Here is a 21,167-nt window from a genome sequence, read left to right on the forward strand (position 1 = left end):
CAATTGAACCACATGACCTCCGTCGAACAGGAAAACATATTTCTCCGACACCGGCTCGCCCCAGATTCGCTCAATCGCCTGGGCATAAAGCTTCAGCTGCGTCCGGTAAGCCTCCGCCGCTTCCTGCGGTTTTCTCCCGCGCAGGGAATCCGTTTTGTAATCCAGCAGCACCCATCCCTGCTCATCGCGAAACAGGCAGTCAATCACCCCTTGCATCAACACGGTCTCACTCGCAAGGCTATCGTCTATGTCGCCATACACCTCTTCCACCGGCAGCGCGTAGCTGAACGGTAGCTCCCGGCGCACATCAGACGAGGCGAGCATTCGTCTGCCAAGCTCGCTTGCGAAAAAGGCTGCAATCTTGCCGGGGTCAATTTCGCGAAGCTGATCAGCCCGGAGCATCCGGGTTTCCCGCATTCGCTCCAGCTCCTGAAGGACGGTCTCTTCGGACAGGGGCCCCGTCAGCGAAATCGCCTGCATGACGGCATGATAGACCGTCCCTTTTTCTACGGCGGACAAGCCCCGCTCCTCTACGAAGCGCGGTCGTCTCAGCAGTCTGTGGCGATAGGCGGCAGCCGTGTCGCTATGCACAACGGTCCCATCCGGCAGGACGCCCGCCGCCTGGTAATCCTCCGCTTCTGCCTGCCAGTGCCGCTCGCCCATGCGCTTCAATTCGGATACGGACGTTTTGGACAATAATGCCGAGGCGGCGCGGTAGGGATAATGCCAATCCAATCGCTTGCCGAGCTCTTCCCGCCAAGCGCTGCCGTCCCAATCCGGCAACGGCTCATTGTTGCGAATGGCAGCCATGCGTCTTTCATCGGCCATCCACTCGCTTGCAGGCGCCGCTTGTCCCGCAGCGTCCGGTCCCAAAGCCGCCACCTTCCACCGGGATGTATCCCGGCGAAGCCACTCTGGGGCTTGGCGCGAAGAACTTTGCCGACGCAGCGGCTCGGACGCCGGATGCCGAATCAGGCAAGGGCCGAGCCAATCGAGGAAGGAATTGGCCTCCGCCAGCAGCGTGGACGGCAGCTGCAGCCCGGTTATATCTGCGGCTGCTTCCCATTGCTGCAAGGCTTTCTCCCGATTTTGCACGGTGCCGATCAAAATCAGCTTTTCCTTCGGCCGGGTCAGAGCCACGTACAAAATTCTCATCTCCTCTGCCAACATTTCCATGCGCATCCGGTGACGAATCGCCATGTAAGGCAGCGACGGATAGCTGACGTGCAGCTCGCGGTCCACCACCTTCGGACCGAATCCAAGCTCCTTGTGCAGCAGGAACGCTGACCGGGCATCCTGCTGATTGAACTTTTTGCCTAGCCCCGCAACGAAGACTACCGGAAATTCCAGACCTTTGCTCTTATGAATGGACATGATTCGCACGACATCCTCTTGCTCGCCAAGCGCGCGGGCCGCGCCCAGATCGCTGCCGCTGTCGCGAATCTTCTCGATAAACCGCAGGAAGCGGAACAGGCCGCGGAACGAAGTGGCCTCATACTGCCTGGCGCGATCATACAGCGCTCGCAGATTGGCCTGCCGCTGCGCGCCTCCGGGAAGTCCGCCGGCAAAATCGTAAAGGCCGGTTTCCCTGTACAAATCCCAGATCAAAGTGGACAGGGCGCCCTGCGCGGCTTGTTCGCGCCACGCCTGCAAGCGCTGCAGGAACAAGCTGAGCCTGTCCTGCAGCTCTGTCCGCGCTCCTTCCTCCGCGGCTGCGTAAGCCACAACCGCATCATAATAGGTCATTCCCTGACGACCTGCCCTGATCGCAGCGAGTTCCTCCGCCTGCAAGCCGACTACCGGCGAGCGGAGCACAGCCGCCAGCGGGATGTCCTGCTGCGGATTGTCGATCAGCGACAGCAGCGCGAGCGCCCATTCCACCTCGCCAGCGCGGAAATAGCCGGTTTGCAGATCAGCGAAGGCCGGAATGCCCATCAAACGAAATTCCTCCAGCATCTCCGGCGCCCATTGCTGCGTGGCCCGCAGCAGCACGACCACATCCCGGTATGCTAATGGCCGGCAGCCCTTCAGCTTTTTGTCATACACCTGCATCGGGGCGCTGCCGTCCGCACCGATCAACTGACGTATCCGCCGTGCGATGATCCTGGCTTCCAGCTGGGCGGCAAGCAGCTCAGACGCATCCTCATCTGCGCCCTGAACATCTTCACTTTCGCTGTCGCTGCTTTCGTCAGATGCGGTTCCGCTTGAGCCGGCAGCTTCCTCTTCGCGATCGACAACCAGAAGCTCCACTGCCAAGTCCTGCCCGCCTTCGGCAGGCTGCGGAAAGCCATGGCCGTACTTCAGCTCTGCCGATTCATCGTATTCGATCTCCGCGACTTGCTCGCGCATCATCTGCCTGAACAAGAAATTGACCGCGTCAACGACCTCCTGACGGCTGCGGAAATTTCGTGCCAAGTCTATGCGCAGGCCTGCCTGTACCGGCGTTCCCGGTTCAGCAAGACATTCCTCCTGTTCGGAGAACGGCCCTGTCTCTGCCATATGGCTGTCCAATCGCGTGAAGCGCTTGTACTTGCCGAGGAACAACCCGGGATCCGCCAGCCGGAACCGGTAAATGCTTTGTTTCACGTCGCCGACCATGAAGCGGCTGCCCGCCTGCTCGCCTGCTCCCCCCGAGAGCAAGGAAAGTATCGTCTCCTGCACCAGATTCGTATCCTGGTATTCGTCCACCAGCACCTCTGCAAATTGCTCCCGAAAAGCAAGCGCTGCATCCGATGGAAGCATATGCGCCGGAGTCGAATCGGGATGACGCAATATCCGCAAGGTCAAATGCTCCAAATCCGAGAAATCAAGCAGGCCCTTATCCCGCTTGAGCGCGGCATACTGTGTGTCGAACGCTTCTACAAAGCCGGCCAGCTCTCCCATGAGCGGAGCCAGCGCCAGCACTTCGTTCCGCATTTCGTCCGGTGTGCGCGCAAACCATTCGCGGCTTGCTTTCTCCAGCTTCTCCTTCGCTTTTTTCCGCAGTCCGGCTGCCTTCTCCTGCAAGCTTTTGTCGTATTCGTCCCCTCTGCATGGCTTCAGCCTGCTGAACGCCACGGACTGAAACGCGTTGTACAGCGTTTCCCATTCGCCTTGCTCGCAAGCTTCCGCCAGCGCCGCCGCCATCTCAAGCTCGCTTTGAAATTGATCCGCATAGGGAATCGGGCCTCCCGGTTCCGCACATAAATCAATGGCTCGTCGGAGAAGGGACATTGCCGCATCCACTTGCTGCCGAACGGCAGCAAACAGGCTGGATGTCCAATGATTGAGCTGCGTGTCATTCGCCGCATCGGCGAACGATTGCGCCATATCGGCCAGCCAATGAGACGGCCATGGATGGCTGCGGGAAAATTCGTGCAGCCGAAGCGCCAGATTCATAAAATCGGCATCGCTGCGCTCGCCCCCGAATACGTCCACAAGCTGCCAAAACAAGCTATCCTCCGGCTTGGTCTCGTAAGAGCTCTCCAGCAAAGTCTCCATTGCTTCCGTACGCAGCAGCTCCGCTTCGTGTTCTCCGGCAATGCGAAAGCCCGGGTCAAGCGGAATATGCTCATAATGCTGACTGATCACTTCCATACAGAACGCGTGCAGCGTAGTGATGGAAGCGCGGTGAATGAGCGCTAGCTGCCTGCGAATATGCGGCGAATCCGGATTTTTCTCCAGCTCCCCTTCCAACGCTTCGCGAATACGGCCGCGCATCTCATCTGCCGCAGCTTTGGTGAAGGTCGAAACGAGCATCCGGTCGATATCAACCGGGTTGTCCGTATCCAGCACGCGGCGAATAATCCGCTCTACGAGCACGGCGGTCTTGCCGGAACCGGCTGCCGCCGCCACCAATATATCTGTGCCGCGCGCTGTAATGGCCGCCCATTGCTCATCCGTCCAAGTTACATCAGGAGGCTTGGGGACAGGCGTATAGACCGTCGTATTCTGCTGGTTACTCATCGCGCATCCCCTCCTCCTCCAGCTTGCGCCAGACATCCGACTTGCCTATTCCATTAAGCTGATTGTAGGCATTGCCTGCGTATAACGGATCGAATTGGCAAACAGATTTGTACGGGCAAAAGCCGCATGGTGTCTTCGTTCCAAGCCGATACGGGGCAATGGCTACTTCTCCGCCTGCGATGCTGGCGCCGATTTCATGCATGCGCCGGCGCACCGCCTTGCGCAAATGCGGCCATTGCTCGGGCAAGAACGTGGAGGACTGGCTTTCAACGATGTCGCCGGAGGTTTTGAGCCTGACCGGAATAATGTCCGAGTAGCCGGAGTCCAACGTGCGGTCCATCGCCTGGATGACATCGCTTCGTCCCATGACGAGGCCGCGCTGCTTGAACCGCTTCAAGGCTTCCTTGCGTGCTTTCTCCCGCTCAACCGGCCCAGCGAAGGCCACAATCGGATTGTGCACGTGAACATAGAAAGCGCCTGCCGCTTCAGCCGGGCGGCCCAGCCACTCTTCGGCATTACTGACTGCTACATCCAGATACGCCAGCAGCTGCAGGCTTAAGCCGTAATAAACCTCAGCCATGTTCAACTGCACCGAGCCGGACTTGTAGTCAATCACGCGCAGCAGCAGAGCCCCGTCACGCTCTGCCTGGTCCACCCGGTCGATTCGCCCGGCCACTTCCATTTCTGTGCCGTCTGCCAGAGTGAAGCGCAGCGGCGGAATACGCCCCTTGCGGCCGAACGGGATTTCCAGACCGGCAGGCGTAAATTCTCCTCTCGCCGCCTGAACGGCCAGCATCGCCGTCGTTCGGCTGATGATGTCCTTCAGCTTGCGGGCCATATACCTGTACCGGTGCGAGCTGAGCAAAATCTCACTCTGCAAGCGAGGGGTCAAATGCGCAACGGCCCGTTCGGCCATGCGCTCGCAATCCTCATCGCCCAATTCGCTCCAGCTCTTCCCGGCTGCCAGCAGCTCGCCCGCAATCCAGCTGAGAGCCGCATGGAAAAATTGGCCGATATCAGGCGCCTCCAGCCTGTACACCGCGCGTTCCTCCAGACGCAAGCCGTACGCGGCAAACTGCGCAAATGGACAAGCCGCATGCTTCTCCATGCGGGATACGCTCGCTTTCAACCGTTCCCCATACAGCTGTTTGGCTGTACCCCCGGAGATCGCCTCTTCCCGATTCGTAAAGAACAAGCCGCCAAGACGGGTTTGCAGCGAAAGTCGGCGAGACGGATCAGCCAAGTGCCAGGCATACACATCCCACCAGCCCTCCGCAATCGGCGTGCCGCCAAGCCAGTGGCGGATCTGATTAACCAAATAGGCTGCTGCCCTTTCCGGCGATTGAATGAAGGTCAGCTGCTCGTCCTCCGGCATGGCCGGCTCCGGTTCGCCGCCGAGCCAAACGGCTGGCAGCGTCGGGAACATCCCCTTCACCCGGCGCACTACTTCCGAAGGGGTCAGCGCCTTTCCCTCCTCATCGGCGACCGGATAGCTGAGCCACAGCTTGTCTGACGGAACCGATAAGGTGGAATAGATCAGAAATTGCTCGTCCAGCAGCTTGCGCTTGCTTCCGGGCGCGAGCGCCAATCCGCCGTCGGCCAGCAGATCCCGCTCGTGCTCCGTAATGACACTATCCTCCGCAGGCCGGGCAGGCAATACGCCGTCGTTGGCTCCCGGCACAAAAACTGCGCGCACGCTGCCGGGTCGCGTCCGCTCCATGCTGCCGACCAGCACCTCGTCCAGCGAAGGCGGAACCAGCGCGAGCTTGACCTGATCCAGTCCAGCCTGCAGCCAATCAGCGAACGTCGCCGAAGAGATCGCTTCTTGCCCTGTAGCGTCCACCATCTGCTCCAGCATGTCGATGACGCCATCCCATACTTGTGTATGCTCCCTTGCCCGCTCTGGTCTTCCGTCCCGCACCGCCTGCTCGCTCCACTGCGCCAGATGGGTCGGGATGGCGGCATCCTCAAGCAAGGCAAATACCGCTTCAGCTTGCTCGCGCACGCAGGATGCCCGCGTGAGCCGCTCCTGAAACTGCCGCAGAGGCGCTGCAATAGCCATGCGCAGCGCATGGATTTCGTTCAGATCATATCTGTCCTGCTCGGCGTCTTCGTCCTCCAGGGAATAGCGAAGCCTGTATACCCACGGCTTATCGTCCAGCCAGGCAGCGCCCTGCAGGCCGAATGCCAGCACATAATTCTCGAGCCGGTCCAGCGCCTCGCGATGCTGCTGCATACGCTGCCGGTAAGTAAGCTCGGCATGTTCCCCGACAGGCCCGAAAAAGCCGGTTTTGGCACAGCGGAACACCGCTTCATAGGGCCAAAAATGCAGCGCAGTTTCCAGAGAGGAGCGAATAAATTCGAGCAGCGGATGATGCACCGCCGTTTGCTTGCGATCCAAAAAATGCGGAATGCCATAATCGCCGAATACGAGAGAAATCAATTCCTCATATGTAGCGGGATGACGCAGCAGCACCGCCATATCCCGCCAGCGGTACCCGCACTCCCGGGCGAGGCGCAGCATCTCGCGGGCGATGCCCTCGACCTCCGCCCGCCTGTTCACGGCAGCCGCCACGACTATCGCCGATTCCGGCCGCTTCCCGGTTTCGTATGTATCCCGGTCTGTCCACTTGCGCCGGCTTGCATAATGGCGTTCAAGATGGGCCAGCACGGGATTGTCCGCATGGCGATGCGGGAACATGGCCGGCGCTTCTCCGCGCAATTCCTCCAGACGCCGTGTCTCGCCCAGCTCGGCTCCGCAGTCTTCTGCGAGCTGCTTCAGCTTCAGCAGCGTTACAGCGGTCGGATGAAACAAATCCAGCTCCTCCGGCTGCTCGCCCGGTTCTCGGTCGCGGTCGGCGGACAACGTAATCGTCACCTGCCGGCATACCCGAAACAGCTGGCCCAGCACGCGATATTCTTGCGGGGTAAAGCCGTTGAAGCCGTCTATCCACACTTCCATCTGGCGCGCGTAAACAGACTCCGGCAGCTTCTCGGCCAGCAGCTCGAGCGCATCCTCCGTGTCCAGATACCTTTCCTTCACGGCTGCTTCGTAATCGGCGTAGAGAAGAGCCAAGTCGCCCAGCTTGGCTGCAAAATCCCTGCCGCCTGCGCCTTCTGCCAGCCCGGCTTCCTGCAGATGGGCCTCAAGCTCCGCGGGCCCGATTTCATACCGCTTGCATTCTGTGATGAACTGCAGCAGCTTTTCCGTATAGGCTACTTGGTCTGCCTGCGCCCGCAGCGCGCGCAGCTCATCCTTGCGCTTCTGCATCAAGGAGTAGAGCAGCAGCTTCTTGCCCATCTCGCCGATCGGGGGCTTCGCCATGCCGCCTGTCTCCTGCATAATGCGAAAGGCCATCCGGCGAAAGCTGAGCACTTGCGCGCGAATGACCCCGTGGAGGCCTGGAGTGGCTGCCAGCGCCTTCTCCGCAGAGAAGCTCGCTTGCTCCGGCACCAGCAGGACGATTGGCTGGCCTGCGGGGTCCCGCCGCAGACCTTCGCGTATTTGTTCGAGGCAGTATCGGCTCTTGCCGCTTCCGGCACGGCCGATGATCAACTGGACAGCCAAGCGTCTCCTCTCCTTTCTCTAACACCCGCGAAAGCAATGGAAGCTTCGAAGCTGATGCCAATTTCGCGGGGCCCGATTTATACCCACGAAAGTGAAGAACAGCTCCGATGCTATTTCCGATTACTTTCGCGGGGGGTTTGTGTATCTCTATCACTTGCCGAAACGGCTGGTTATAAAGCAGTCACTTCAAATATCGCGAATTTCAAGTAATGGCCTTCATCCACACCCAAGATTTGCGGGTGATCCTTGCCCGCCCCCCTAAATTCGACAAGCCGCAATCGTTTTCCTGCATCCTGCGCCGCCTGGCGAATCGTTTCCAGGAACAAATCCGGACGGACATGATAGGAACAGCTCGCCGTTACCAGAAATCCTCCTTCATTCACGAGCTTCAGCGCATGCAGATTGATATCCTTGTATCCGCGGCAAGCGCCGGCTACCGCAGCGCGGTTCTTCGCAAAGGCCGGAGGATCGAGTATGACGACGTCCCATGTCCGGCCGCCGGTTTCGAGTGCCCGGGAAGTATCCGGCCGCTTGCCCGCCGGCACGTGCTCCAGACCGCCTCGTGCTTGCCTTGCCGCCAAGCCTGCCACCTGCTCGCGCAAATATTGAAAAGCATCGGCCACAACGAACTCCACTCTGTCTTGGAAGCCGTTCAACTCCACATTGCGGCGGGCGCTTTCAATCGCATGTTCGGAAATGTCCAGGCAGGTCACTTTTTTGGCGCCGTAATGGCACGCATGCAGCGTAAAGCTCCCTGTATGGGAGAAGCACTCCAACACTGTAGCTCCGTCCCAGTACGGAAACGTAACCGGCTTGCCGTTCTTGTTCACCGGAACAACCTGCATACCTCCATCAAGCTCCGCTTCCTTGTGCTCGATGCCGCTGCGCCAGCCCCAGCCTTTCATGAGTGGCGCAATGGCCGCCCGATTCTCCCGCTGATCGAAAAAATAGCCGGTTTTTTGCCCTTCCTCTATATCGACCTGCAGCTTCAACCCGTTCTCTTCCATCTGCACATACCGAACCGCCTCGCCATAAAGCAGCCCCTTCGTTTCGGGCAAGCCTTCCAATTCCCTGACTCCCACATCGCTTCGCTCGTAAATCGTGCGCGGTTGAAACACCGCGGCCAAAGCTTCTGTCACTTGCGCCTTGCGCTTGTCCATGGCATAGGTCAGAAACTGCGCAACCAGCACATCGCCATATTTGTCCACGATGAGTCCCGGCAGCCCGTCCGCCTCGCCATAAACGGCCCGGTATGCGCCTGCCTGACCCAGAAAACGCTGGCGATACCGCTTGCAGGCAGCCAGCCTTTCTGTAAAGAAGGCTGCATCCATTTCCACTAGCCGCTGAAACGAAACGACCCTGGCCCGAATGCGGGAATGCGGATTGTATGCGCCTGTAGCCAAAAATTTTCCGCGATGATCCAGAACATCCACGAGATCTCCCGGTTCTGCCGAACCGTCCAGACGCTCCGCTTCATTTTCAAATATCCAGGGGTGTCCTGCTTCCAGCCGCTTTTTGCGCTTTGCGCTCAGCACGAGCGCGGCCCTGTGCTGAAGAGTTTCCTTATTCGTAGTCATCCCGACTTGCGCTCCTCCTTGTCATGCCTGTTCAGGCTTGTTCATATGATAGTGATAACCCGCAAAACCGCAAAAGCAAAGCGAATAGGCCGAAGCCGATACGGCCTTTCGCAAGTTGATGATAAAGACGGCAACATTGACAGTCGCAAGATGTTCTACGGTCAATCTATGTAACCGATAAGGAGATGTCCCTCCATGATGGCAGAACTGATTTTCCCCCTTGCTGCAGGTCTTGCCATGTTCCTGTTCGGCATGAAGGTCATGGAGCTTGCGCTGCACACATGGGCGGGAGCCTATTTGAAAAACGCACTCGGCACCTTCACCTCAACGCCGCTTAGGGGGATGGTTGCCGGGACCGTGCTGACAGCCGTTGTGCAGAGCAGCAGTGCGATCACCGTTATTACAATCGGTCTGGTGAACGCCGGCATGCTGACCTTCCCGCGCACGCTCGGCATAATTCTGGGCACCAATATCGGCACCTGCCTGACCACGGAGCTATTGGGCCTGAACCTGAACCACGCCGCAGTGCCCATGCTTATCGGTTCCTCTGCCGTATGGCTTATCGCATGGATGCTGCATGTCGAGACCGACGACTCCCAAGTCCGGGTGAACAGCCATGGACCGATGCGCATTCGCTCGCTGCTCCCGACGCGGCGCATTGTGCGCCGTTCGGCAGAAATCAGGCGTTCAGCCCGCATGGGCAAGGTAATGCGTCCGGTCAAGCTGATGGCTATGGCTGCTGCAGGCTTCTCCTGTATCCTGCTCGGCATGCAGGTGATGGGCACCATCGTTCCGGCCTTGCATGCGCGCGGGCTGTTCGCCTGGTTTCTGGAGCTTTCGCAAGCCGGCATGCTGTGGGGCATAGCTGCTGGCACCGGCATTACCGCTATTATTCAGAGCAGCTCCGCGGCGGTAGCCATTGTCATGGGTCTTGCAGCCGTACAGGCGATTACTCCCGAGCTGGCCATCGCCATGGTGCTGGGCGCGAATATTGGCACCTGCGTCACAGGCCTGCTTGCCGCTATTGGCGGCACCCGCGCAGGCAAGATGGTTGCCTGGGCCCAAGTTGTGCTGAATGTCGCCGGCACGCTGCTCTTCCTGCCATTCATACCGTTGCTGGCACAATGGTCAGGGGCACTTGCCGCAAATCCTGCCAGCCAGATCGCACACGCCCAAACCATATTCAACATCGCCTGCTCCCTGCTGGCTCTGCCCCTATGCTACTTGCCATGGCTGCGGCTTCGCACCCGCTAGCCGGCAGGCAGCTTTGCCAACGCCAGCTGCAGAACGGGATGAACATTCTCATACCCTTCCGCCTGCTGGCAGGCTGCTGCCTCATGCGGGGGCAGCCACAGCACGCCGCCGATCTCCTCTTCCTGCACCCGATCCTCCCCCCCCGACAGCTTCGATCAGAAAATAGTGAACGACCTTTTGTACCTCTCCTTTTTCCGCATGCCTGTACAAATAAACCGTCGTGTCCAAAGGCTCGATGATTTTTCCGACTGTGCCCGTCTCTTCCTCAATCTCCCGCAAAGCTGTCTGTTCAATGGATTCTCCGGCTTCCATCTTCCCTTTTGCCAGCGTAACCCGCCCGAAACGGTCCCGAATGAGCTGTACGAGCACTTTGCCATTCTCCTTCTTGTAGACGACTCCGCCTGCGGAAATTTCTTTGCTTGCCATTGTGTATCTCTCCCTTGCTAAAAAGTATGAATAGCACACGCGAACGTGATGCACGGTTTCGAAAGCAGCCTCCCATTTTTCCCTGCCTGCGCGATTCGACAACATCGTGAAAAAAGGATTTCCCGCCGCGCAATCGGCACTCAAACCGATTGCGACGAGGAAATCCTCCATGTGGGCTAGACGGCCTGCACCTGCTCATCCAGCACCCGAACGAGCTTGCCTCGGCATTCATTCACACCCGCTTCCTCAATCTTAACGCGGCACAGAGAGCCAATGAGCTCTTCTCCGCCCGCAAAGGCAACATTCAAATAGTTGTCCGTATGGCCAATGACGATCCCCTCCTGCTCACGCCCTTTTTGCAGACGTTCCGGAATGACATCGAGCACTTCGCCCACAAATTGCGCAGCGTACGCCAGCTGCATCTGTTCGGACAAATCAATAAGCGCATGCACGCGCCGATTCTTCTCTTCTTCATCGACCTGGTCCTCCATCCGGGCGGCAGGCGTACCTGTTCGCTTGGAGTAAGGGAATACATGCATTTCCGCGAATTGCATCTCCTGCATAAACCGGTATCCCCGCTCGAACATCTCCTCAGTTTCCCCCGGGAATCCGACAATGACATCCGTGGTGATCGCCACACCCGGCAGCGCTTCATGCAGCCTGCGGATTTTCTCGGCGAACTCGGCGGTCGTGTATTTGCGGCGCATGCGCTTCAACACATCATCGTCGCCAGCCTGAAGCGGAATATGCAGATGTCTGCACATCTTCTCGGACTGGTTGAGCACCTCGATCATTTCATCGGTAATTTGGCTGGCCTCAATCGAGCTGATGCGAATTCGCTCCAAGCCCTCGATCTTGTCCAGATCACGCAGCAGGCTGGTCAGCGTGTAATTTTCCAAGTCATCGCCATAGCCGCCTGTATGAATGCCGGTCAGCACAATTTCCTTGTAGCCGGAAGCAACCAGTTGGCGCGCCTGCTCCAAGACGCTTTGCGGGTCGCGGCTGCGGCTCAGCCCCCGTGTCCACGGAATGATGCAGAACGTGCAGAAATTATTGCAGCCTTCCTGTATTTTCAAAAACGCACGCGTGCGGTCGGAGAAATCCGGCACATCCAGTTCTTCAAAAGTGCGTGTCTTCATAATATTGCGTACAGCATTTACCGGCTGGCGGTCACGCTGGAACTGTTCTACATAATCCATGATTTTTTCCCGATCCTGGGTCCCGATCACAATGTCCACGCCCGGGATTTCCAATATTTCGGCCGGGGCCGTCTGCGCATAGCAGCCGGTAACCGCAATGATAGCGTCCGGGTTGCGCCGCACCGCCCGCCGAATGATCTGTCGGCTCTTCTTGTCTCCGGTGTTCGTCACCGTACATGTATTGATCACATACACATCCGCATCCGATTCGAAATCTGCCTGCTCGTAGCCGGCTTGCTTGAATTTCTGCCAGATCGCTTCCGTATCGTAAAAGTTCACCTTACAGCCCAATGTATGAAAGGCCACTGTCGGTTTCATCGGTACCCCCCCATTTCTCCGCATTCGTACAATACACATGTCAAGGCTACAAGGGCAGCCGTTTCCGTCCGCAAAATACGCGGGCCCAAATGAACCCGATTCGCGCCTGCAGCTGCCGCTTCCTCCGCTTCCTGATCAGTAAAGCCCCCCTCGGGGCCGACGACGATCCATATGTTCTTTGGCCGCGACTCGAAAGCTGCACCGCCTGCCTGCTGACGCCAGCGCTGAAGCACCTGGCCGATCCCGTTATTGCCCTCCTGCTCGTAACACAAAAGCACAAGATCCGCTGCGGCCGATTGCTTCAGCAGCTCTTTCCAGTCTATTACTGAAGCAATAGCTGGTATGCGGTTGCGGTGTGCCTGCTCTGCGGCTTCCTTGGCGATTTTGTGCCAGCGGTCCAGCCGCTTCGCTTCCTTCTTCGCATCATACTGCACGATCGTACGCGACGAAACAAACGGCCTGAATCCGGCTGCGCCGATTTCAGTACAGCGTTGAATCACCGTCTCCATCTTGTCCGCCTTGGGCAAGCTCTGCGCTATATAGACGTTGATCCCCGGCTCGCGGCTGTCCGTGCTCCACTCCACTATGGCCGCTTCCACTTGGCCCTTCGAAATCGCTGTAATCTCTGCAACAGCGACCCGTCCATCCGGCGCACAGCAAAGAAAACGATCGCCTGCGCGTCCCCTCATCACATTCGCCACATGATGAGCATCGTCGCCTGTGATCGTCACACTGTCCTCCTGCCAATGGTCTCCTGGAACGAAATACCGCTGCAAACCGGGTCTCTCCTTCTCGTTCAAAAAATGTGCTTCACCTTTAACGGCAGCCGATCACAACTGACGGCCGACGTCCAACCTACATCTTACAACTTTTTCGCGGCGATTGCCACACCTGCTAAAAGATACCGGACCAAAAAAGCAGAAGCGCAGTATGCAATTTTGTGATCCATCCGAAAAGCGGATCAATCGTGACCGCTCTCAGCGGCGGAATAAAAATAATCAACAGAAAGATTAAGAACGACCAATGCTCGAACTGGCGCAAGCGATGGCTCACCTGGAGCGGCAGCATCTCGATCACAATGCGATATCCGTCAAGCGGCGGCAGCGGGATCAAATTAAAGAAAAAGAGCAAGATATTCAAGGAAACAAATAAGATGAAAAAGGACTCAAACGCATATATCGTCCCGGCGGACCAGCCGGCGCTCCAAGCGCTGCCCAGCACAGCCGTATGCATGGCAGCGCCCAGCACGGCCAGCAGCAGATTGCTTAAAGGACCGACCAAGGCGACAACAATATTCATCTGGCGGGGCTTGGCGAAGTTCCCCGCATTGACCATGACCGGCTTCGCCCATCCAAAGCCCGCAATGAAGATAAGCAGCATGCCCAGCCAGTCCAGATGCGCCATCGGATTCAACGTGAGACGTCCCTGCTTGCGCGGCGTATCATCGCCAAAGCGATAAGCAGCGTACGCATGAGCAAATTCATGAACCGTGAACGCAATGATGATGCTGAGCAGAAGAAAAGGCCAGTATTCTGCAATAAAGGCCATCCGGGATTGAAGGCCTTCCATAAGCTTACCCTCCTTTGCGTGCCGTCAAGGCAACCCAATCATGCTCGACATTTCGCTCGACCACAGTAAATCCGGCTTTGGCAAGCGCCTCGCGGACAAGCTCCTCCTTTTGGCTGATAATGCCGGAAGCTATGTACAAGCCGCCCGGCTTCAGAGCCTGGTACACATCATCGACGAACAGCGCCAAAATTTCGGCCAAAATATTGGCCACGACAAGATCGACCGGCAGGGACACGCCCAGCGCCGCCGGATCGCGGCCGGCTGTCCCGTTCGCGGCCGGCTTCAGCAAGCCCAACAGATCGCTCTCGCGAACGGTCACTTCCTCCTGCAAGCCATTCAACCGGACATTCTCAGACGCGCTCGATACGGCGACCGGATCAAGGTCAATCGCAAGCACTCTGGATGCGCCAAGCCTTGCCGCTGCAATGGCGAGCACACCGGAGCCGGTACCCACATCAATCACCTGATCGCCAGTTCGAATTGTTTGTTCCAGCGTCCGCAAGCATAATGCCGTCGTCTCATGCGTGCCAGTGCCGAAGGCCATCCCCGGATCCAGCTCGATGATTTTCTCCCCTTGGGACGGTTCATAGGACTCCCATGTTGGCTTGATGGTGAGCGTCTCCGTCACCCGAATCGGTTTGAAGTAAGTTTTCCATGCATTCGCCCAATCCTCTTCGTCCACAGCGCGCCAGCTGTACTGAACATTCCCCGGATCGAGGCCGAAGGAGGGCAATTCCCCGATAAACGGCTTCAATTGCTCAATGAGCGCTTCGGGATCGGCAGTATCCGCAAAGTAAGCCTTGATTTCCGCATCCCCTTCCGGGATATTGTTAAGCGGTAGCTCGTACCACTGGCCAAGGGAAGTATCCCGAGGACGTTCCAGATTGCCCGATTCCTCGATCGACACGCCTCCCGCCCCCATCTGATGCAGACGATCGGCGATCGCTTCGGTCGCTTCCTCGCGCGTATATATCGTAATTTCATGCCAAAGCATTGCGCACCATCCTTTTGGTCCATAGTAGCATTTTCCTATTGTACCTTAAGAGCACTCGCTTGAAAAGCAACCTTCCGCCCCAGCACAAGAAGCCGCCCCCCCCGGCCGTTTTATGACCGTGGGAGCGGCCTGCGCTCGCGACATATGAGCTGGACGAAACCTGTTGTTAGAGCATGCCGCCTGCCTGCTCGATGACCTGAATGGCTTGCTCATGAGTCTCTTCGGGCATTACCGCTGTCAACAGGATGTCGCGGCCGACCGGATCGTCCTGCCCGCCATCGCTTAGACCGCTTGCGCCGGGATCAACGGCAGTGAGAATTCCTGCCGATCTGGAAGACACATCTGCTCCCAGTGTCAAATCTGCCAAACTGGTGATGTCGCCGGTAATTGGATTTTCGATGTGCTCTACGCCATCGCCCGGATATCGGCTAAACCGGTCAATGCTGATGTCTATGGCACGCAGCACCTCCAGCTTCGCCTTGACACCTTCCGCTTCCTCGGGGGATTTGAAATAGGCCAGTATGTTCTTCTCTGCCATCTAGATACCTCCTACAGCCTGTCAATCTTTGAACGCAGCGCCGTGCTCGATCAGGATTTCCGTTGCCTTCGGCGCCAACTCGCTTGTTACTTCGCACTCAAGCAAATATCGATTGCGCTGCCCTTCTTGATCCCGATCTCCATTGTCTCCCGCCCCGAATTCAACATCAGCCGCTCTGGCTCCGCTCGCACTCGGCAGCGTGCCGGTTGAAGGAATGGTGCTCGCTGTCGAGGTGTTGTATCCGACAAGGAATGGAGCTGCCTCTCGATCATCATCCTCCTCCAACCGCTCCACAGTAATTTCGCGGACACCGAGGGCTCTTAACTGCGGGACTGCTCTCTGCGCCTCATCCTCGCTGTCAAAATAGACCGCCAGTCGGTCTGCCATTACGGATCACCTCCGTTCTCAGGATTGTTGTGCCCGCTTGTCTGCGGCTTCGCCTCTTTTCCATGCTTCCATGTCATCCTCATCGGCTAGTTCCATGGAAAATTCCACATCCTCCGCTTTGCCGTCACCGCGCTTGCCTTCTTGGCGCTGTTCCTTTGCTTCCACTGCAACACCCCTCTCTCTGGTCTTGGTTGGATATCCTTTATGTTTTTCCCAATTGGCCAGAAATTATGTCAGATAGGCTGAATTCCCCCGCTCGGTTACCGGCAGCATCGTACATGATTTATCGCGCGCACAAAAAAGCAGCTGCCTTCCATCACGATGGAGGCAGCTGCAATAGCAATACATGGAGCGGATTGATTACTCGCCCAGAAATGCTTTTTTCATCCGTTCAAAAAAGGTTTGCTGCTTGTCATGCGTCTCTTCCCCGCTAAGCTCAGCGAATTCGCGCAGCAGATCGCGCTGTCTGTCGCTGATCTTCGTCGGCGTTACAACGACGACCTTCACATGCTGGTCGCCAATCCCGTACCCGCGCAAACGGGGGACGCCCTTCCCCTTCAAGCGGAAGTGCGTGTCTGTCTGGGTTCCTGGCGGAATCTTCAGCTTGACGCGGCCATCCAACGTAGGGACCTCGATCTCGTCCCCCAAGGCAGCTTGCGCAAACGTTAGCGGCACTTCACAGTAAATATCGTCGCCTTCACGCTCGAAGAAATCATGGGACTTGACCCGAATCACGACATACAAATCCCCTGGAGGGCCGCCTTTGCTGCCGGCTTCCCCTTCGCCGGACACCCGCATTTGCGCGCCGTCGTCCACACCTGCCGGGATTTTGATATGAATCGTGCGCGTCTTCTTCACCTTGCCGCTGCCGTGACACTGACCGCATTTGTCCTTGATCGTCGTCCCTTGGCCGTTACAGGCTGAGCACACCCGGCGGTTGACAATACGGCCGAAGACCGTATTCTGCACCACTTCCTGCTGCCCGCTTCCGCCGCAGACGGAGCAAGTATCCGGCTTCGTACCCGGCTTCGCACCCGTTCCCGAACAGCGGTCGCACGTTTCCGTGCGCGGAATCTGAATATCCATTTCCTTGCCGAATACGGCTTCCTTGAACTCGATCTGCATCGTATACTGCAGATCAGCGCCTTTCTGCGGGGCGTTCGGATTGCGACGGCCTCCGCCGCCTCCGAAAAACATGTCGAAGATGTCGCCGAATCCGCCTTCGAATCCGCCCATTCCCCCCATGCCTTGGTTAGGATCTACATGTCCGTATTGGTCGTAGGTCGCTTTCTTCTGACTGTCGCTCAGTACGTCGTAGGCTTCCTTGACTTCCTTGAACTTCTCCTCGGCATCCGCCGCTTTATTGACATCCGGGTGATATTGCCTGGCCAGCTTGCGATATGCTTTTTTGATCTCTTCCGGCGAAGCGTTGCGGTCCAGCCCCAACACTTCGTAATAATCACGTTTGCTCAAATTGCTTCCACTCCCATTTGGGGCCGAGACAAAGCGAAAGTCAAAGCCTTCTCAATTCCGGCTTTGACTCCCGCTCGCTGGCGCCCCTGCTCGTCTGGAACATCCAGACCGTGCAAAGCGGTCATCCATGCTCACTGTTTTGTGCTTCCCGTTCCGGAAAACAGCTTATTTCTTGTCGTCGACTACCTCATAGTCTGCGTCTACGACATTGTCCTTCTTGCCTCCGGCGCCTTCTGCGGCTCCTGCCCCGCCTTGAGCGGCCTCCGCTTCTTTCGCCGCTTGCTCGTATAGCTTGACGGAAAGCTGCTGCACGACTTCGGACAATGCAGCGGTTGCCGACTTGATTGCCTCTAAGTCATCGCCTTCCAACGCTTTCTTGACGTTCTCCTTCGCTTCGTTCGCCTTGTCTATCTCCGACTGGTCTACCTTGTCCCCAAGGTCCTTAATCGTCTTCTCCGTCGTGTAGACAAGCTGATCAGCTTCATTGCGCACCTCAACGGATTCCTTGCGCTTGCGATCCTCCTCGGCGTTGGCTTCCGCCTCTTTCATCATCCGATCAATTTCCTCGTCGTTCAAGCCGCTTGAAGAGGTAATCGTAATCTTCTGTGTCTTGCCGGTTCCTTTGTCCTGTGCCGAAACATTCACGATGCCGTTCGCATCAATATCGAATGTCACTTCGATTTGCGGTACGCCGCGCGGAGCAGGCGGAATTTCGCTCAGCATGAAGCGTCCAAGCGTCTTGTTGTCCGCAGCCATCGCGCGTTCCCCTTGCAGCACGTGGATTTCCACACTAGTCTGGTTATCCGCATAGGTAGAGAACACCTGCGACTTGCTTGTCGGAATCGTTGTGTTGCGATCGATCATCTTCGTGAAGACGCCTCCCGCCGTTTCGATGCCAAGAGACAACGGAGTCACATCCAACAGCACGACATCCTTGACATCGCCTGTCAGCACCCCGGCCTGCACAGCCGCGCCCAGGGCAACGACTTCGTCCGGATTCACGCCTTTATGCGGCTCTTTGCCGGTCAGCTTCTTCACAGCCTCCTGCACGGCCGGAATACGCGTGGAGCCGCCAACAAGCACAACCTTGTCGATTTCGCTTGGGTCAAGGCCCGCATCCTTCAGCGCCTGACGGCTAGGTCCCATCGTACGCTCAACCAGATCGGCTGTAATTTCCTCAAACTTGGCGCGGGTCAGATTTACTTCCAAGTGCTGAGGCACGCCATCTGCAACCGTGATGAACGGCAGCGAGATCGTCGTCGTCAATACGCTGGACAGCTCTTTCTTCGCTTTTTCCGCAGCGTCCTTCAGCCGTTGTACAGCAGCCTTGTCTTTGCTAAGATCAATGCCCTGCTCTTTCTTGAACTCCGCTACAAGATAATCGATAACCTTCTGGTCAAAGTCGTCTCCGCCCAGATTGTTGTCACCGCTCGTCGCCTTCACCTCGAAGAAGCCGTCGCCGAGCTCGAGAATGGAGACGTCGAATGTGCCGCCGCCCAAGTCAAATACGAGAATCGTCTGATCCTCTTCCTTCTCGAAACCATATGCCAGAGCCGCAGCTGTCGGCTCGTTCACGATCCGCAGCACTTCGAGGCCGGCGATCTTGCCCGCATCCTTCGTCGCCTGACGCTGGCTGTCGTTGAAATAAGCCGGAACGGTAATGACCGCCTGCGTAACCGGCGAGCCCAAATATGCCTCCGCGTCAGCCTTCAGCTTCTGCAGAATGATAGCGGAGATCTCCTGCGGCGTGAAATCCTTGCCGTCAATCGATTCCTTGTGGCTGGTTCCCATATGACGCTTGATCGAAATAATGGTGCGATCCGGATTGGTGATCGCTTGGCGCTTTGCCGTTTCCCCGACAATACGCTCGCCGTCTTTCTTAAAGCCTACAACAGACGGGGTAGTGCGATTGCCTTCCGCGTTCGGAATAACAACCGCCTCACCGCCCTCCATTACTGCTACGCAAGAGTTCGTTGTACCCAGGTCGATACCAATGACCTTACTCATAATACGATGTTCCTCCTTATACGTGTAGTCGCAATCTACATGCTTACTTTCACCATGGACGGCCGCAGCACTTTGTCCTTCAGCTTGTAACCCTTCTGGACTTCCTCCACGACAATTCCCTCATCATGCTCATCGGATTCAACCTGCATGATCGCCTGGTGTAGTTCAGGATTAAACGGCTGGCCGACTGCTTCAATCGGCTGCAGGCCTTCCTGCTCCAAGATTTGCTCGAATTGGCGATAGATCATATCCACTCCTTTGGACAGCGCTTCGTAGTCGCTGTTTTCCGAGCTGGCGGTCAGCGCCCTCTGGAAATTGTCCACGACAGGCAAAAGCTCCTCCAGCAGGCGGCTGGACGCATATTTCGCAAATTCCTCTTTCTCCTGCCGCGTTCTTCTGCGGAAATTATCGTAATCGGCTTGCAGGCGAAGCAGGCGCTGCGAGAGCTCCTCATTCTCGGCGCGCAGCTTGGCAGCCTCCTCCTGCTCCTCTTTGTTTTCTGGTTCAGGCTGTTCGCTGTATGTAGCCTCCGGAGCGGCCTCGTCCGCATTCTGCTTCCCTTTGTCCGCCTGTTCCACATGTTCTTGTTGCACGGCTTCCTCGCGGATTTCTTCCTCCCGCACTTGATCCTCCTGTTGCTTCACTCCACTCCTCACCTCCTTGTAAATTTGGGCAAAAGGCAAGCGCCGGTCCGGCGAACCGTTCCGGCGCGCTTATACTTGCAATTGAAACGAAAGTAAGCCTATTATTCCCTATTCTCCGACTATTTGTACCATCTGGACAAGATATCCGATATGTCGTCGGACAAATACTGGAGCAGGTTGATTACCTTGGCATACTCCATGCGGGTAGGGCCTAATATGCCGATCGTTCCTATATGCATGCCATTCAAGCTATACGTCGCGGTAATCAGACTGCAATTATGAATGGCCTCGACATTGTTCTCAGCGCCAATCTGTACCTGAATGCCCTCTCTCTGGCTGGACAGCAGCCTGACTAGCGTCCGGCTCTCATCGAACAGCTCGAGCAGGGACTTAACCTTTTCTACATCCTTGAACTCAGGCTGGGCCAGCATATGAGTCATGCCGCTAGTATACAGCTTTTCTTCCTTGTTCTCATCCAACACGCCTTCCACCAGCCGAATCAGTTCCTCGTAGCCGGCGACATGGCGGCTCAACTCATCGCCAATCTCATTGTACAGCTTGGACTTCATGCGAAGCAGTGGCACACCGGTCAGCTTGGCGTTGAAGAAGTTGACGAAGCGTTCGATCTCGGACACAGGCACATCCTTCGGGATGGACACCATGCGATTCTCGACTTGTCCGGTATTCGTCACGATAATCACCACTGCGGCATCGTCGGAAATCGGAACGAGCTGCAGATGCTTCAATGTCGTATGGAACATCTCCGGACCAAGCGCAATCGAAGTGTAATTCGTAATGTTGGACAAAATCACAGCCACCTGCTGCATCACTTTCTCTGTCTGCTGGATCTGCGCAGTGAAAAATCGCTTGAGCTCGCGACTTTCCATGTTGTTCATACGGGCCAGATCGACCAAGTGGTCCACGTAATATCGGTATCCCTTGTGGGACGGGATGCGTCCTGCCGATGTATGCGGTTGTTCCAAAAAGCCCATATCCTCCAAATCCGACATTTCATTGCGGATCGTCGCAGGACTGAATGAAACGTCTTCACGCTTGGAAATGCTGCGGGAGCCGACCGGCTCAGCAGAGCGAATGTAATCATCGACTATGGCGCTCAGGATCAGTCGTTGTCTGTCGGACAGCATCTCCTATCACCCCCCAGTGGGCATTAATCTTACAAAAGTCATTCGTTTTTTTCATTAGCACTCATCATTGACGAGTGCTAAGCTTTATAACAAAAATACCAAAACAAAAGGCTCGTTGTCAAG

The 21,167-nt window shown here is 57.0% G+C and carries 15 protein-coding genes and 1 pseudogene; 1 reads left to right on the plus strand and 15 read right to left on the minus strand.

Translation table 11 applies throughout. The features are described from left to right. From addA to XYCOK13_RS12490, 3 genes are all read right to left on the minus strand, one after another. Positions 1–3,945, minus strand: a 3,945-nt coding sequence (addA, locus tag XYCOK13_RS12480) for a helicase-exonuclease AddAB subunit AddA (RefSeq protein ID WP_213412493.1), incomplete at its 3' end; no start/stop codon positions are given. Beyond that, the gene (gene addB, locus XYCOK13_RS12485; protein WP_213412494.1) at positions 3,938–7,513 is read right to left on the minus strand and encodes a helicase-exonuclease AddAB subunit AddB; all 3,576 of its coding nucleotides are present in this window, start codon (positions 7,511–7,513) and stop codon (positions 3,938–3,940) included. The genes addB and addA, both read right to left, overlap by 8 nt. A 170-nt stretch (positions 7,514–7,683) precedes the next feature. Then, positions 7,684–9,090 carry a class I SAM-dependent rRNA methyltransferase gene (locus XYCOK13_RS12490; protein WP_213412495.1) on the minus strand — a complete coding sequence of 469 codons (1,407 nt, stop codon included), beginning with the start codon at positions 9,088–9,090 and terminating at the stop codon, positions 7,684–7,686. Positions 9,091–9,285: 195 nt separating this feature from the next. Between XYCOK13_RS12490 and XYCOK13_RS12495 the strand changes: the two genes are divergently transcribed. Next, positions 9,286–10,344, plus strand: coding sequence for a Na/Pi cotransporter family protein (locus XYCOK13_RS12495; RefSeq protein WP_213412496.1), 1,059 nt, complete (start codon positions 9,286–9,288; stop codon positions 10,342–10,344). On the opposite strand, the pseudogene XYCOK13_RS12500 reads toward XYCOK13_RS12495, so the two are convergent. The 12 genes and pseudogenes from XYCOK13_RS12500 to hrcA all read right to left on the minus strand — a co-directional run bounded on the left by XYCOK13_RS12500 (position 10,341) and on the right by hrcA (position 21,044). Continuing rightward, a pseudogene (locus tag XYCOK13_RS12500) lies at positions 10,341–10,770 on the minus strand (NUDIX hydrolase). The gene XYCOK13_RS12495 and the pseudogene XYCOK13_RS12500 sit on opposite strands and share 4 nt — an antisense overlap. 176 nt (positions 10,771–10,946) lie before the next feature. After that, positions 10,947–12,287: a tRNA (N(6)-L-threonylcarbamoyladenosine(37)-C(2))-methylthiotransferase MtaB gene (mtaB, locus tag XYCOK13_RS12505; RefSeq protein WP_213412497.1), complete on the minus strand. Its 1,341-nt coding sequence runs from the start codon at positions 12,285–12,287 to the stop codon at positions 10,947–10,949. Then, positions 12,284–13,063 carry a 16S rRNA (uracil(1498)-N(3))-methyltransferase gene (locus tag XYCOK13_RS12510; RefSeq protein ID WP_213412578.1) on the minus strand — a complete coding sequence of 260 codons (780 nt, stop codon included), beginning with the start codon at positions 13,061–13,063 and terminating at the stop codon, positions 12,284–12,286. Before XYCOK13_RS12510 ends, mtaB begins: the two co-directional genes overlap by 4 nt. Positions 13,064–13,181: 118 nt before the next feature. Further along, positions 13,182–13,856, minus strand: a complete 675-nt coding sequence (locus XYCOK13_RS12515) for a site-2 protease family protein (protein ID WP_213412498.1) — start codon at positions 13,854–13,856, stop codon at positions 13,182–13,184. 4 nt (positions 13,857–13,860) lie between these two features. Beyond that, the gene (gene prmA, locus XYCOK13_RS12520) at positions 13,861–14,850 is read right to left on the minus strand and encodes a 50S ribosomal protein L11 methyltransferase (protein ID WP_213412499.1); all 990 of its coding nucleotides are present in this window, start codon (positions 14,848–14,850) and stop codon (positions 13,861–13,863) included. 166 nt (positions 14,851–15,016) lie between these two features. Then, on the minus strand, positions 15,017–15,388 hold the full coding sequence (locus tag XYCOK13_RS12525) for a hypothetical protein (RefSeq protein ID WP_213412500.1): 372 nt from the start codon (positions 15,386–15,388) through the stop codon (positions 15,017–15,019). Between the two features lie 21 nt (positions 15,389–15,409). Next, positions 15,410–15,775 carry a hypothetical protein gene (locus XYCOK13_RS12530; protein ID WP_213412501.1) on the minus strand — a complete coding sequence of 122 codons (366 nt, stop codon included), beginning with the start codon at positions 15,773–15,775 and terminating at the stop codon, positions 15,410–15,412. Positions 15,776–15,793: 18 nt separating this feature from the next. Continuing rightward, positions 15,794–15,940, minus strand: a complete 147-nt coding sequence (locus XYCOK13_RS12535) for a YfhD family protein (RefSeq protein ID WP_213412502.1) — start codon at positions 15,938–15,940, stop codon at positions 15,794–15,796. A gap of 195 nt (positions 15,941–16,135) precedes the next feature. Further along, positions 16,136–17,248, minus strand: coding sequence for a molecular chaperone DnaJ (dnaJ, locus tag XYCOK13_RS12540; protein ID WP_213412503.1), 1,113 nt, complete (start codon positions 17,246–17,248; stop codon positions 16,136–16,138). Positions 17,249–17,413: 165 nt separating this feature from the next. Beyond that, on the minus strand, positions 17,414–19,255 hold the full coding sequence (gene dnaK / locus XYCOK13_RS12545; protein WP_213412504.1) for a molecular chaperone DnaK: 1,842 nt from the start codon (positions 19,253–19,255) through the stop codon (positions 17,414–17,416). A 35-nt stretch (positions 19,256–19,290) separates the two neighbouring features. Further along, on the minus strand, positions 19,291–19,899 hold the full coding sequence (gene grpE, locus XYCOK13_RS12550; protein ID WP_244865134.1) for a nucleotide exchange factor GrpE: 609 nt from the start codon (positions 19,897–19,899) through the stop codon (positions 19,291–19,293). A gap of 119 nt (positions 19,900–20,018) precedes the next feature. After that, positions 20,019–21,044 (minus strand): heat-inducible transcriptional repressor HrcA, encoded by a 1,026-nt coding sequence (gene hrcA, locus XYCOK13_RS12555; protein ID WP_213412505.1) that lies wholly within the window; start codon positions 21,042–21,044, stop codon positions 20,019–20,021. Positions 21,045–21,167 lie beyond the last annotated feature (123 nt).

This window comes from Xylanibacillus composti (assembly GCF_018403685.1).
GTDB classification, from domain to species: domain Bacteria; phylum Bacillota; class Bacilli; order Paenibacillales; family K13; genus Xylanibacillus; species Xylanibacillus composti.

What these genes read in the sequence shown, in the direction of transcription:
- XYCOK13_RS12525 (WP_213412500.1), bottom strand. Translation starts at nt 15,388, where the DNA reads ATGGCAGAGAAGAACATACTGGCCTATTTCAAATCCCCCGAGGAAGCG.
- mtaB (WP_213412497.1), bottom strand. Translation starts at nt 12,287, where the DNA reads ATGAAACCGACAGTGGCCTTTCATACATTGGGCTGTAAGGTGAACTTT.
- XYCOK13_RS12490 (WP_213412495.1), bottom strand. Translation starts at nt 9,090, where the DNA reads ATGACTACGAATAAGGAAACTCTTCAGCACAGGGCCGCGCTCGTGCTG.
- hrcA (WP_213412505.1), bottom strand. Translation starts at nt 21,044, where the DNA reads ATGCTGTCCGACAGACAACGACTGATCCTGAGCGCCATAGTCGATGAT.
- dnaK (WP_213412504.1), bottom strand. Translation starts at nt 19,255, where the DNA reads ATGAGTAAGGTCATTGGTATCGACCTGGGTACAACGAACTCTTGCGTA.
- XYCOK13_RS12495 (WP_213412496.1), top strand. Translation starts at nt 9,286, where the DNA reads ATGATGGCAGAACTGATTTTCCCCCTTGCTGCAGGTCTTGCCATGTTC.
- prmA (WP_213412499.1), bottom strand. Translation starts at nt 14,850, where the DNA reads ATGCTTTGGCATGAAATTACGATATATACGCGCGAGGAAGCGACCGAA.
- XYCOK13_RS12530 (WP_213412501.1), bottom strand. Translation starts at nt 15,775, where the DNA reads ATGGCAGACCGACTGGCGGTCTATTTTGACAGCGAGGATGAGGCGCAG.
- XYCOK13_RS12515 (WP_213412498.1), bottom strand. Translation starts at nt 13,856, where the DNA reads ATGGAAGGCCTTCAATCCCGGATGGCCTTTATTGCAGAATACTGGCCT.